The 12186-nt window shown below is 45.1% G+C and carries 15 protein-coding genes; 10 read left to right on the forward strand and 5 right to left on the reverse strand.

Annotation, left to right across the window (positions count from 1 at the left end; translation table 11 throughout):
- The first annotated feature begins 170 nt into the window (after nt 1–170).
- The 5 genes from MKY28_RS26900 (at nt 171) to MKY28_RS26920 (ending at nt 4012) form a co-directional block, all read left to right on the forward strand.
- Entirely contained in the window at nt 171–1553 is a 1383-nt protein-coding gene (locus MKY28_RS26900) for a hypothetical protein (protein ID WP_036671761.1), read from the forward strand.
- A gap of 241 nt (nt 1554–1794) precedes the next feature.
- Entirely contained in the window at nt 1795–1965 is a 171-nt protein-coding gene (locus tag MKY28_RS26905) for an aspartyl-phosphate phosphatase Spo0E family protein (protein ID WP_017691550.1), read from the forward strand.
- 99 nt (nt 1966–2064) lie between these two features.
- A complete protein-coding gene (locus tag MKY28_RS26910) occupies nt 2065–2445 on the forward strand; it encodes a GntR family transcriptional regulator (RefSeq protein WP_036611682.1) in 381 nt (126 codons plus the stop codon).
- Nucleotides 2442–3317 (forward strand): ATP-binding cassette domain-containing protein, encoded by an 876-nt coding sequence (locus MKY28_RS26915; protein ID WP_036671759.1) that lies wholly within the window; start codon nt 2442–2444, stop codon nt 3315–3317. The genes MKY28_RS26910 and MKY28_RS26915 overlap by 4 nt, the downstream gene beginning before the upstream one ends.
- A complete protein-coding gene (locus MKY28_RS26920; protein ID WP_036671757.1) occupies nt 3314–4012 on the forward strand; it encodes a hypothetical protein in 699 nt (232 codons plus the stop codon). Before MKY28_RS26915 ends, MKY28_RS26920 begins: the two co-directional genes overlap by 4 nt.
- 163 nt (nt 4013–4175) lie before the next feature.
- Here the strand turns inward: MKY28_RS26920 and MKY28_RS26925 are convergent, their stop codons facing one another.
- The 3 genes from MKY28_RS26925 to MKY28_RS26935 form a co-directional block, all read right to left on the reverse strand.
- Nucleotides 4176–4694: a hypothetical protein gene (locus MKY28_RS26925; protein WP_340937480.1), complete on the reverse strand. Its 519-nt coding sequence runs from the start codon at nt 4692–4694 to the stop codon at nt 4176–4178.
- Between the two features lie 50 nt (nt 4695–4744).
- Nucleotides 4745–5518 (reverse strand): isocitrate lyase/PEP mutase family protein, encoded by a 774-nt coding sequence (locus MKY28_RS26930; protein ID WP_036671753.1) that lies wholly within the window; start codon nt 5516–5518, stop codon nt 4745–4747.
- A gap of 73 nt (nt 5519–5591) precedes the next feature.
- Nucleotides 5592–6656, reverse strand: a complete 1065-nt coding sequence (locus MKY28_RS26935; protein ID WP_340937481.1) for a bifunctional transcriptional activator/DNA repair enzyme AdaA — start codon at nt 6654–6656, stop codon at nt 5592–5594.
- A 304-nt stretch (nt 6657–6960) separates the two neighbouring features.
- Between MKY28_RS26935 and MKY28_RS26940 the strand changes: the two genes are divergently transcribed.
- Nucleotides 6961–7338, forward strand: coding sequence for a LysM peptidoglycan-binding domain-containing protein (locus tag MKY28_RS26940; protein ID WP_076252012.1), 378 nt, complete (start codon nt 6961–6963; stop codon nt 7336–7338).
- Nucleotides 7339–7518: 180 nt separating this feature from the next.
- Nucleotides 7519–8088, forward strand: a complete 570-nt coding sequence (locus MKY28_RS26945) for a hypothetical protein (protein ID WP_083669973.1) — start codon at nt 7519–7521, stop codon at nt 8086–8088.
- 108 nt (nt 8089–8196) lie between these two features.
- Here the strand turns inward: MKY28_RS26945 and MKY28_RS26950 are convergent, their stop codons facing one another.
- Nucleotides 8197–9114, reverse strand: coding sequence for a phosphatidate cytidylyltransferase (locus MKY28_RS26950; protein WP_076252010.1), 918 nt, complete (start codon nt 9112–9114; stop codon nt 8197–8199).
- A 96-nt stretch (nt 9115–9210) separates the two neighbouring features.
- Here MKY28_RS26950 and MKY28_RS26955 point away from each other — a divergent pair, with 96 nt between their 5' ends.
- Entirely contained in the window at nt 9211–9765 is a 555-nt protein-coding gene (locus tag MKY28_RS26955) for a hypothetical protein (RefSeq protein ID WP_076252008.1), read from the forward strand.
- Between the two features lie 91 nt (nt 9766–9856).
- On the opposite strand, the gene MKY28_RS26960 is transcribed toward MKY28_RS26955, so the two are convergent.
- Nucleotides 9857–10318, reverse strand: coding sequence for a VOC family protein (locus MKY28_RS26960; RefSeq protein WP_340388083.1), 462 nt, complete (start codon nt 10316–10318; stop codon nt 9857–9859).
- A 161-nt stretch (nt 10319–10479) separates the two neighbouring features.
- Between MKY28_RS26960 and MKY28_RS26965 the strand changes: the two genes are divergently transcribed.
- Both MKY28_RS26965 and MKY28_RS26970 read left to right on the forward strand, forming a co-directional pair.
- Nucleotides 10480–10914, forward strand: a complete 435-nt coding sequence (locus tag MKY28_RS26965; RefSeq protein ID WP_036671743.1) for an Lrp/AsnC family transcriptional regulator — start codon at nt 10480–10482, stop codon at nt 10912–10914.
- Nucleotides 10915–10917: 3 nt separating this feature from the next.
- Nucleotides 10918–12075: a glycerate kinase family protein gene (locus tag MKY28_RS26970; protein ID WP_340937483.1), complete on the forward strand. Its 1158-nt coding sequence runs from the start codon at nt 10918–10920 to the stop codon at nt 12073–12075.
- The last annotated feature ends 111 nt before the right edge of the window (nt 12076–12186 follow it).

A 12186-nucleotide genomic window follows, 5' to 3' on the forward strand; every position in this document is an offset into this window, starting at 1 on the left:
TTTCCGATATAAAATAAGGATAGGATTGTCCGTTTTATAAAAGGATTAAAATGGTTTTAATACAAATTAGTTGAAATTATTATATTGACCGATACTTTCTAATTACATATAATTACTTTTGCATACCGATAATCCCGTTTATGTTTTTTATTTTGGAGGGTGGTGTTCGTTTGGAGTCGACAACCACGATACGCGATCACTTGGAAAGTTATCTGAAGCGTGAGCAGATGTCCATTAGTCATTTTTCGGAAACGTCAGGGATTAATTCGGGTACGCTCAGCAATATTTTGAATAAAAATCGGCCTATTGCCATGCAGCAGTTGGATCGCATTACTTCCGCCATGAGACTGGAAGAAGGTTACTTCTATGAGTTATACATAGACGAGTGTTTTGTACACGCGACCCCGGACTGGCGAAGACTGGGACCCTTCCTTCATCGCTGTGCCGAGTTGGACAAGTTGGACTGTATTGAAGAGGTTATTCGTCTGATGATGGATAATCTATCCTATATTCCTTTGTTATTTGATGTGGCTGAAGAGTTCTACCAAGCGGGTAAATTCAAACCAGCCATTCTTCTATATGAAAACATTGCTGAAAGCGAGAAAATGCAACATTCCGAGCGGCTTGCACTCTGTCAGTATCGACTGTTCCGGTTGGGACTGACCAATGATCAGCAGCGGAATCTGATTATCGCAGCCCGGTTCGAATATTATGTGGATCGGCTGGATGAGCGCTATCAATTGGATGCGCTTAACGAACTAATTAATGCATTTGGAGCACTGCATAGATGGAACAAGGTTCAGGAGTTATCTGAAAAATTGAAAGTAAAAGCGTCCATCCATTATGAGATGAATGGCAGAAGGAAACAAGAAGAGACCAAAAGACCAATTGTCTTCTATATTCTGTACTCCGATCTAGCTGCAGGAAGTGCCTGTTATCAATTGAAGGACTACACTGAGGCACTTAAATATGTTTCTTTATATTCGGATAATCGCTGGGTGAGGAACCCGGATAAAGATGAAATCGTTGTTATGAATCAGTTTCAAGAATGGGCTGAAGCTAATCGATATATATATCATTTAATGGGTGGACAGTTTGAGGTATTACCTGATTATCTGGCGTATATCTCAACGAAGGAAAATGAGATATTCCCAGCGCTGTGTGATATTGTAACAGCGGCTAATCGTTATGATAAGGATATTGATCATGTTCTCAAACAGTATGAATCGTACTTCACTTATCAGGAACAGAGTAACCGAATTGGCAAAGTGAGCAGTCAGGTTACGGATGATCGATATTTAAGACTTTTAGCAGATTTGGGTGCATATTATTTAAAGAAAGACGAGTTTCATTTAGGTATAGAATTTGTGCTAGATAGTTTAAAATTTTCTATTGAAATTAGCAGTGGACGAGGTATGCTTAGAGGTGTCGGACTGTTCGAGCAATATCGGGAATTTGCATCTGAGACGGCGAAAAAGCAATACAAAATGATAATTAGTGAGGTGCAGAAACTCAATGAAGAGAAAGTTGGCTTTGCTGATAGCTACCTGTAGTATCGTTGTATTCATCGTAGCCCCTGCTACGGAACCTGTCCCAGGCAAGGAAATCCCGAACCCCGAAATTATGAGACCCGCTGATCATGGATTTGGAACTTAATGAAAGTAAAGAACGCTTCTGATTTATTCAGAAGCGTTCTTTTTTTTGTGTATCAAAGTGGAAGAATAAGTATGTCGTATCTCACATGCGCTTTTGATTGGCATAATACACTAAAATATGACAAAAAGGAGGGATACTATGGATCGCCTGGATTTGATATCACGGATCGAAGATGCCAGACAGTTGTTATATCGCATGCATATGGAATACGGTAGTCTGCTTCATCCGGAAGTGATCCAGCAATCCGTAGTCCTGGACGGGCTTATTAATCAATACAACAGAGCCAAGGTAGGAAAGGCAATGAATTAAGTTCGCCTATTTACATTTGCGTCTTTGTATACTATAGTTAGTTACATGAGTAACTAACCGACTAACTGACTAATGAATACGTATGAAAGTTGGAAGCACATGAAATCGACTTTGGATGAATCTCAGCCTATTTTTCATCAGATTGCCACAATGATTATGGACGATATTGTGGAAGGCAGATTGAAGGTGGAAGAACAGGTTCCCTCAACCAATGAACTGTCACGCTTCTACAATATTAATCCGGCTACAGCCCGCAAAGGACTGCAGGAACTCGTGGACAAGGGGATTATATACAAACAGCGAGGTGTTGGAATGTTTGTTGCAAAGGGAGCAAGAGAAGCATTGCTCGTTGAACGGAAGCAAGATTTTTATGAAGAATACATCAAGCCTTTACTTGAAGAAGCCAGACGGATTCACATGAATGAAGACATGATCATTGATCTGATTCGTGGCAAGAAGGATAAGGAGAGTGAGTTATGATTCATATGGAGCAGGTCAACTACAGCTACCAGAAGACGCCCGTTCTGAACCAGGTTACGCTACATGAGAGTGAGCCAATCATTAGTGCAATCTGGGGAAGAAATGGAGCGGGTAAAACAACCATGATGAGTTTACTTGCAGGGCATAACCGCCCGGACAGTGGAACCGTTCAGATCATGGGTCAAGACCCCTATAATAATCTGGCTGCCCAAGAGCATCTGTGTTACATCCAGGAGAATCATCCCCTGGGGAAAAATTGGACAGTTAGTGACATGGTTCAAATGGGACAATATTTTCATCCGCAGTGGAATCAGGATTTGGCGGAACGTTTAATCGATGTGTTCGAACTACCGACGAAGAAAAAGATCATTAAATTTTCGAAAGGCATGAAGACTGCTGCCCAGATTATATTGGGTCTTGCCAGTAATGCAAAGATAACCATTCTGGATGAGCCCACCAATGGACTCGATGCTGAGAAGCGTAAATTCTTCTATAATGCGCTACTGGAAAGTTATGAAGATAACCCGCGTCTGATTCTCATATCCAGCCACCATATTGAGGAGATTCAGCCTTTATGTGAGTCCCTTATCGTTTTGCAAGCCGGAGAGGTGTTGTTAAATCAACCGATGGAAGAGATACGCGAAAAAGGAGTTCTTCTAACAGGGGGAATTGATGATATTAACCGAGTTACAGCAGGTGTTAAAGTTATAGAGTCTTCCCAGATGGGATCAACTGTAAAAGTGATGATTGATGAGCCCTACTCGAAAATGTGGAAGGATATCGCTCATTCACAGGGGCTTTCCATTGAGAAAGCGACATTACAAGATTATTTGGTTAACAGGACCCGTAATCAAGAGGGGGTTAAACCATGAACGCAGTAAAAGGTACGAACCGACTGATTCGCGATGATATGCGTTTGTTTCTGAGCATATTTTCATCCATCGCTCTAATGCTCGCCGTTGTATATCTGGCCATTGGCTTCATATTTGATGTCTCGTATGCTACGCAACTGTTTGGTCCCATGTACGGAGGGATATGTGCGTTTGCCATCGGGGGAATGATTACACTGTTTCCGGTTGCGATTGGTATGGGCAGTACACGAATTCAATTCATGAAATCCTTCTATATGAACTCGGTATGGATGGTTGCAGGCACCATGGTCATTCTGCATGTGGCGTATTTCCTCATACACCTGCTTCAGGAAAAAGGAATTGTTGACGTAACCCTTTATCAACCAGGCATGTTGTATTCAAACAAATATCATTTTTTATCCTACCTGTGGATCGATCTGATGAGCGGCTTTCTCGTACTGGGAATCTCTGTCTTCCCAACGGTTTGCTGGATGCGCTTGGGGATGCGTAACTTCTTCATTATGTTCTTCGGGGTTGGCTTGTTCTTTACGCTGATAATTACATTGGGCGATCTTGGTGAGTTTATGTTGTGGATTGCTAGGATCAATCGCATGACATTGTTCACCGTTCTGGGATGTATTGGTGGTGCGCTACTTCTATCTACGTACCCCATGATGAAGAATGCGCCGCTTACCATGAAATCCAAAAAAGACTGACAGGAAACAGTTATAAAGGAACTGGGTAAGGAATCTAAGTGAAATCATTCCGAAATCAGAAAACACGAGTGCGAACACGCCTCGTGTTTTTTTGTATCATATTAAATCACTGAATATACCTATTCAACAATCTTTGTGCGGAATTCCAAATGAAGGTGCACCCTTAAGCCTGAGCCTGCGGTTTGAATCCTTCGTCTTTGAGATACTCGCCAGCTTCGCTACGCGTTTCAAAAGCCATATCCAGATTATCACCGGAATACACATACCACATGTCATCTTCGTATTTTAAAGTCAGCATATGTCCCTCTTCATCGATCCACGTTCCGCCACCCGTAGAGGTTGTAGACAATGTAGGGACAGTAGTTTTTACTTGTGCTGGCTCTTGGAATTCAACTGCGTTGGGATTGTGAGACATCGCTTGGATCGTTTCATCTAACAAGGTGCGCAGATCTGCTTCGGAGTAATCACGAATATTGACGAATCCTTTAGCATCGGTCTCATAGTTAGGCAGTAGCCCTGCATAGATATAACCGTTTCCGTTAGGATGAATATGGAGAGCAACAATTTTTTTATCATACGCACTACCCTCGTAGTGGAAATTAACTCGACCGAGAGAAACATCTTTGCGTTGCAGTTGGGGATACGATTGTAGCACTTCTAGCTTTTGTTCCACGTTAAGCATAATTGCCTCCTGTAAATGTTCAATAGAGGTGATTATAACATGCCCTCCTGTTAATTTCCCGATAAAATGTTTCTCCCTAGTTCTTTTAGGTGTTCCATAACTTGCAGATATGGATATGGCCCGTAACTTACACGCGCTACACCCAGTGTGGCAAGCTGTTTTGGTGAAGGCTCAGGAGACGTAACCATGACGTTAATTGGCAGCGGTGAACGCTCACACAATTCCTGAATCAGTTGGTGATCCTGCAAACCGGGTACAAACAGACCACTGGCTCCTGCATCTGCATAATGGCTCGAACGTATAAGTGCTTCCTCCAGGAGAGAGTGGTTATGGTGTTCAGGTGCATGTTGCAGAAAAATATCTGTGCGGGCGTTAATGAACAACGGGATGCCTGCCTGCTGCGCAGCTTCCCGGGCGGCGGACAATCTTGGGCATTGCTCCTCCACAGTGTACAATCCCAAGCCAGCGGGAAGTTGATCTTCAATGTTGATTCCTACAGCACCATGATCGATGACTTGCAGGATATTTCGCTTCACTTCTGACACAGACCTCCCATACCCTCCCTCTATATCGATCGTTACAGGCAGATCCACGCTCGCTGTAATCCGTGCGAGATTGGCAAGCACCAGATGGAATGGCATGGCTTCACCATCGCGTTCACCGTGGGCCGCAGCAACGGACCAGCTTCCGGTAGCAATGGCCGTTGCTCCAGCGGATTGGATGGCTTGTGCGCTTCCGGCATCCCATACATTGACCAGAACAAGTGGTTTTCCTTTCACATGGTATTGTTGGAACAACGCTGCTTTTTCTTCTAAGGTACTCATATTATGTTGACTCTCCTTTGTTATATCATGCATTCCTTTGGACATTTGATGCGTACTTCATTACTTCATTACGTTATTCGCAGCTATCCTGTTCCTGCCCCTGTTTCTCGTGAGTCAAAAGCCAGTTTTTGCGAGTTAATCCCCCGCCATATCCACCCAATTCGCCACTGGCATTAATTACACGGTGACATGGAATCACAATCGCAAGCTGATTGGCTCCATTCGCCTGTGCCACAGCTCGGCAAGCAGTCGGTTTTCCCAGTGCATTTGCAATCTCCAGATATGACCTCGTTTCCCCAGCCGGAATGGCCATTAGCTGTTCCCACACACGTTTTTGGAATGGTGTTCCTAAACAGAACAACGGTGTGTCGAATGCTGTCCGAATACCTTGAAAGTACTCGTTTAGTTCACGCTCAATGGACTGGATGGGAGCTGTAGTGCCGGGTACAATCGCTGATTTGGTTCGTTTGCGCAGACGCTCAACTTCGCGTTCCAGACCTCTGCGGTCCACAAATTCCAGTAAATATAGCGACTCCTCATCAGCAATAGCCATCATCGGGCCGAGGCGGGTGTCAATCCAGGACGCTTTTAGGATATGTCCTTCATCGACTTGTGTAGGGGCAGCACCCATGATCCGTGAAAAGGCATCGCGGAAGCCGCTGCTTGATTCATATCCAGTAGATAATTGGCTATCAATCACGGTGCGGCCGGAGCGAATATTTTTCAGGGCAAGACCCATGCGTCGGGCGCGAGCATATTCTACAAAGGTCATGCCGAACCGCTTCTTGAATTGTCGGCGAGCAGTGGATTCGTCGATGGAGAGGGCCTTGAAATCCTGTTCTTTCCAGCGTTTCTCCGGATTTTTCTCCACAGCTTCCACTAATATGCGAACGACATCGGATACTTGGTTGGGGTGAGAAAGTGGACGACAGCGCTGGCAAGGGCGATAAGAGGCCAGAAGTGCCTGTTGAGCCGTCTCATAGAATTCGCAGTTTTCGAATTTTGGCTTTCGCGCAGGGCATGTAGGACGACAGAACACACCTGTGGTTCGGACTCCAACATAGAATAAACCCTCGTATTCCGAATCCTTGGCCACAAGCGCCTCGTAATATTGTTCCTTCAGATCAGCAGAAATCATGGGGGCACGTCCTTACTCATTAGAATCTTTATCTATACCTATTATAGAAAAACGTTGCAGCAAGCATCGCCGAAAATCAGGCATGAATATTGGATAAATTGAATCTGATATAACATTGAAATTTGGTTGTTCAGAATTTGTTTAGAGTGAACTGGTAGTATAGACCTATCAGGGTAGGGTGACTTAGGAAAAGATACCTATATAGTGAAAAAGTGAGTTATTGATCGTTCATTGTTATAGGAAAAATATATAGGTAAACATGAAATTAAAGATTAGCGGAATGAAAGTCTGGAGGTCGACTAGAATGAGATATTCTACGTACAAAAGTATTTATGAATCCGTTTATACCAAAACGTCCGAGTCCCGCACCATGTATGTCAAAGATCAATTCATGCAGCGTGTGAAGACGCCAACCTGGCTAATGAAGATCGTCACTATAACTCTAATTATAATCATAGGGTGTAGTGCTGTATTCACTGCATTTGCCGGGGATGAGCAATTGTTGTCGGGGGACCAGATCGTTGTATCTCAGGGAGATACACTGTGGGGCATTTCATTGGCACATAAACCTCAGCAGATGGACACTCGTGTGTATGTAGAAGCTATCAAGAAAGTGAACAAAATTGAGCATAACGCCATTCAGATTGGACAAGTGTTGGTCTTACCTGGGTTCGATCGATAAATTAAACAGTGCATGACGTCATGAACAGAGTTCTTTTTTTACTCATCGAGGTGCAGTTACATACTGAATTTATTAATCATTTACATATAATGGAGCTTCATGTGGGACGATATGGTGTAGTGATTAATAAGTGGCGTGTTGGATATACGTGCCGAAGATGAATGAAGGGAGAATTAGATGATGAAAATAAATATAAAGAAATCTGCACTTTGCATGTCTGTGCTCTGTATTTCGCTATTCGTCAGTGCCTGTGGCACTAGTGGTGAATCGGTTCAGGAACATGCCTATCCGCAATCGAAGCAACCCGTAGAGGAAGCTGGAGAAAACTCTGTACCGAATGCGGATGCGAAGAATAACAATAGCCAAGGCAGTGCCAGTGGTGATGAGGGCAAGCCTACAGCTCAATCGGAATCCACTGAACCGTCTGAGAAGATTGATATCGTCATTGACCAGTCGGAGAAACCGAGCGAGGGTAACAGCTTTGATTTTGGAATTAAACAGGTTCCGAAGGGGTATACACTAACGGAGATGCGGTGGACGTCTAACACGGTGACGATTGTGAATTCACTACAGGAAGCCATTGAACATGGTGGAAATGGAGAAGATGGCTTTTACTTTAGCGGCAATGGACAATTCTCCGGCTTTATCTATTCGGATGAGATGAAGGGCGAGCGGGGCAAAGCGACATTTGTCTTCACAAATGATGAGGGGAACGAAATCATGTCCGAAAAAGAAATTACGTTGAAGTAAGCAGGCATATCATGAAGGCTCTGCCCAGAGCCTATTGAACAGGAAAAGCAGCCACTTGGGCTGCTTTTTTTGACATACATAATTACAAGCTCGCCGATCCATCTGTTGCTACATAAAGTCAAAGAAATAACGGACCACGTGGAACATAACCGGCGAGGTATAGGTCAGGCTATCGACCCGGCTCAGGTAGCTTTTTTTGAGCGAATCGAACTTGTTGTCATCTCCAATTAACAGATCGCGCTTCAGTACAGACACCGTCAGACTACCGAAGAATCCAGCCAAACTGATCAACACCCCGATGAACAGCGAGAATTTCCAATCAAATGGCGTCAGGTAGGGATGGATGAAATAAGACGTAGCTGTCGTTACAATAAACGCACACGCGAACCCTTCCCAGGTGACAAATGGATTGGCGGTAGGCACCACTTTTCGTTTGCCCAGATAGAGAGAGACCAGATAGTGCACCACATCATTAAGCTGTGTTAGCACGACCAAGAACAGCACCAGCTTGGAGCCGTACTCCGGTGAGGCAAATGGGAAATAGGCCAGGTGGCTCAGCCCAAACACCATCAGCATTAGTCCCCATTGTGTGGAGCTGACACTGCGCAGGAAACCGACCGTACCTTTGTTGATCAGACGTGGCAGGGGCAGCACCAGGAACACATATAGGGGAATAAACACGATAAACATGCCATACCATCCAATATAGATCCAGTAGAACTGAACCGGAATCGCCAGATACGCCCATAGGAACAGCCTGCGGTCGGCTTTGCGTGTACTGCGAATCATGGAGAAGTATTCTTTGAGTGAGAAGAATGCAAGCACCATGAGGGAGATGAGGGACACAATGGGGTTAAAAAGGGTGGCGAGGCAGAAAATCACAAACATACCCCACCAGGTTTTGATTTTTTGGCCGATGCCTGAATAGTCTTTGCTTGGCTGAAGCTTTGCAATAATTTTGTACACGATATGTATCACAAGTAAAGCTGTGAAGATTAACGTTAGTGTAAAGAGTGAACTGCTCACGTACCAATCACCTGCTTATTCAAAGTAAGATTCCATTGTAGGGTACCTATGTTATTATGAAGGAATAGTGCCAACTTGATAAGGGGAAATTTTGCTATGACAGATGAACGCTCCATCTATATCCTGCTTACGAATACAGGAACGCTGTTTACCAAGGTTATTCAGAGCTATACCCGAGCGCCATATAATCACGCATCGATCTCATTTGACCGGGAGTTAACCGAGCTGTACAGCTTCGGCCGCAAGCATCCGAGCAATCCGCTGAATGGCGGGTTTGTGAAGGAAAATATTCAGACAGGTACATACAGCAAGTATCCCAATACCACATGTGTCATATACAAGCTTCAGGTGACGGATCGTGAAGTGGAAAAGATGAAACGTGTGCTGCACATCTTCATCCGAAGCCGCCAGAAATATATGTACAATCTGCTCGGCGTGATCGGCATTACACTCAAGGAACCGGTGGAGTTCAGCAACTCCTACTTCTGCTCCCAATTTGTAGCTGAGATTCTGCAGCGTTCGGGAATCAAACTGTGGAACAAGCTGCCTGCGCTGGTGACACCGGATGATTTTCGCCAGAGTGAACGATTGCAACTGGTTTATGAAGGGAAACTAAGTGAGTATACGCTGGGGAATGCAGAGCAAGAGTAGGGTAGGTGTGTGTGCTGGTGCTTGCCAAGCAAATCCAATCATGAAATAGCCTGCTGCCACGGATAACGAGGCAACAGGCTGTTTGTGTACTTCATGTAGATGATGGTGAGGATCGGTCGAAATTAACCTCTTCAAGGAATTCGATCACTTCACCATTCGGACTGTGGACGAGCGCATTTCTAACCCGAAGTGCAGGTTCGCCAAGCGATATCCAATCCGGTTCAACGTAGGCCTTGGCTCCATAGGCGAGCGCTCGCTGATAGATATCTTCTACATCATGCACGTAAAAGGCGAAATGTAACAGTGCGCCGTGCCGGACCGCTTCAGGCGAGGTGGCAGGTTCACCCTCGGCGGGAATGACGGCTTTTGGATCAAATACCTCAATACAGGTGCGCTGATCCGGAGAGATCAGCATACATGCCTCGGTAATGTGGAAGGAAGGCAAACTCCAGGAGTGACCGACCTTGAATCCCAATACTTTTGTATAAAACGCCAGAGTATCTTCGTAATTACGAGCCTGAATGGCTACATGTGCAAGTCCAATAACACTCACATTACATCGCTCCTTCTTCAGATTGTATTCTAAATTATAGGGTTGATAACGCATTGGAACCATACAATATCAAAGGATATAATGAGATAAAATCTAACTATTTTTAGCTAATTTATCAGGGAAACCTTATTAAATAAGTCGACGACTCGGAGGTCTTGCAAATGGAACACATGATAGATGAAATCGATCAGCAGATTATGCGCTTGTTGCAACATCATGCACGTATCCCCGTTGCACAGATAAGCAAAGAAATTAACATGTCCCAACCTTCGGTTAAGGAAAGAATTCTGAAACTGGAGGAGAGAGGTGTAATAACGGGATATTCGACCATCTATAATCTAGCCCAATTAAACCGTGGAACGACGACGTTTATTTTGCTTAAAACAGAGCATTGCGACGAGTTGGTCCAGTTCTGTGAACAGGCCATCGAAGTCACGGACGTTTATCGGATTAGCGGTGAGTATAACTACCTGATCAAGGTACAGACGGCGTCCATTGAAGAACTTGCCGAATTTCAGGATTCACTGGTGAAGCTGGGACCCTCCAAATCCCATATCAGCATGAAAAATATTATGGAAAACCGTGTTCTCCTTTAAGATATGAGAGAGACAAGAGAGAAGACATTTGTTCTGGCACCGGATTCGTTCAAAGAAAGCATGACAGCAAAAGAAGTATGTATCGCGATGGAAAAAGGGTTGCGTAAAATATACCCGACAGCAGTCTATATTCATGTACCTATGGCAGATGGTGGAGAAGGTACGGTGCAGTCCCTTGTGGACGCTTCCGGCGGCGTCCTTCACCAGCACGAGGTGAGCGGACCATTGGGTCATACAGTCACTGCACAGTATGGCATTCTGGGTGGCGGAACAACGGCGGCCATCGAAATGGCGTCGGCTAGCGGCATCCACTTGGTTACCAAGGACACCTGGGACCCGCTCCGGACGACAACTTATGGAACAGGCGAGTTGATTCGCGCATGTCTTGACCTTGGCATACGCAAGATCATCATTGGCATTGGTGGTAGCGCGACCAACGACGGTGGGGCTGGCATGGCTGAAGCACTTGGTGCGAAGTTTCTGGATGCACAGGGTCAGCCGCTTGCGCGTGGGGGCGGGGCTTTGGATCAACTGGCTCAGATTGATGTATCTGGTCTGGATGAGCGTTTGCAGGAAGTGGAGTTCATTGTGGCCTGTGATGTGACCAATCCCCTATGTGGGGAGCATGGCGCATCAAGGGTGTTTGGACCACAAAAAGGGGCTACTCCAGAGATGGTTGAGCAGCTGGATGCAAATCTGTCCCATTATGCAGATGTAGTGAAACGACAGCTTCATAAAGATATCCGAGATGTACCAGGAGCCGGAGCGGCTGGAGGGTTGGGCGCGGGACTCTTGATTTTTACACAGGCTGTATTACGTAAAGGGATTGAGATTGTCATTGAATATACTGAGTTGCGTAAAAAGTTGATTACTGCGGATGTGGTATTTACGGGTGAAGGCGGTATCGACTTCCAAACGAAATTTGGCAAGACCCCTTATGGTGTTGCTCGGGCAGCCAAGGAAGCGGGTAAACCTGTGATTGCCCTTGCAGGTTGTGTGGGCGAAGGGATTGACACCCTCTACGCGGAAGGCATCGATGCCATATTTGGTATTGTGCCTGGAGCAGCAGATCTGAATCGACTATTGCGAGAAGGCCCGGAGAATGTGGAACGTACCGCCGAGAATATTGCAAGAGTACTGAAGTTGGGGTTACTTTCTTAGGTCAGTGACCATCTGGATCGTATAGGGTCGGATTGCGGATTGGAATGTGATGTGACAAAGACGGGATACGGATATGCCTGATATCAGGTGATCTGTCTCTCGTCTTTTTTG

It is taken from the genome of Paenibacillus sp. FSL R5-0473, assembly GCF_038004565.1.
GTDB lineage: Bacteria > Bacillota > Bacilli > Paenibacillales > Paenibacillaceae > Paenibacillus > Paenibacillus amylolyticus.

Coding starts and splice junctions, on each gene's coding strand:
- MKY28_RS26965 (WP_036671743.1), top strand. CDS start 10,480: ATGGAACACATGATAGATGAAATCGATCAGCAGATTATGCGCTTGTTG.
- MKY28_RS26925 (WP_340937480.1), bottom strand. CDS start 4,694: ATGCTTAACGTGGAACAAAAGCTAGAAGTGCTACAATCGTATCCCCAA.
- MKY28_RS26940 (WP_076252012.1), top strand. CDS start 6,961: ATGAGATATTCTACGTACAAAAGTATTTATGAATCCGTTTATACCAAA.
- MKY28_RS26915 (WP_036671759.1), top strand. CDS start 2,442: ATGATTCATATGGAGCAGGTCAACTACAGCTACCAGAAGACGCCCGTT.
- MKY28_RS26930 (WP_036671753.1), bottom strand. CDS start 5,518: ATGAGTACCTTAGAAGAAAAAGCAGCGTTGTTCCAACAATACCATGTG.
- MKY28_RS26945 (WP_083669973.1), top strand. CDS start 7,519: ATGAAAATAAATATAAAGAAATCTGCACTTTGCATGTCTGTGCTCTGT.
- MKY28_RS26905 (WP_017691550.1), top strand. CDS start 1,795: ATGGATCGCCTGGATTTGATATCACGGATCGAAGATGCCAGACAGTTG.
- MKY28_RS26920 (WP_036671757.1), top strand. CDS start 3,314: ATGAACGCAGTAAAAGGTACGAACCGACTGATTCGCGATGATATGCGT.
- MKY28_RS26935 (WP_340937481.1), bottom strand. CDS start 6,656: ATGATTTCTGCTGATCTGAAGGAACAATATTACGAGGCGCTTGTGGCC.
- MKY28_RS26970 (WP_340937483.1), top strand. CDS start 10,918: ATGAGAGAGACAAGAGAGAAGACATTTGTTCTGGCACCGGATTCGTTC.
- MKY28_RS26955 (WP_076252008.1), top strand. CDS start 9,211: ATGACAGATGAACGCTCCATCTATATCCTGCTTACGAATACAGGAACG.
- MKY28_RS26910 (WP_036611682.1), top strand. CDS start 2,065: ATGAAATCGACTTTGGATGAATCTCAGCCTATTTTTCATCAGATTGCC.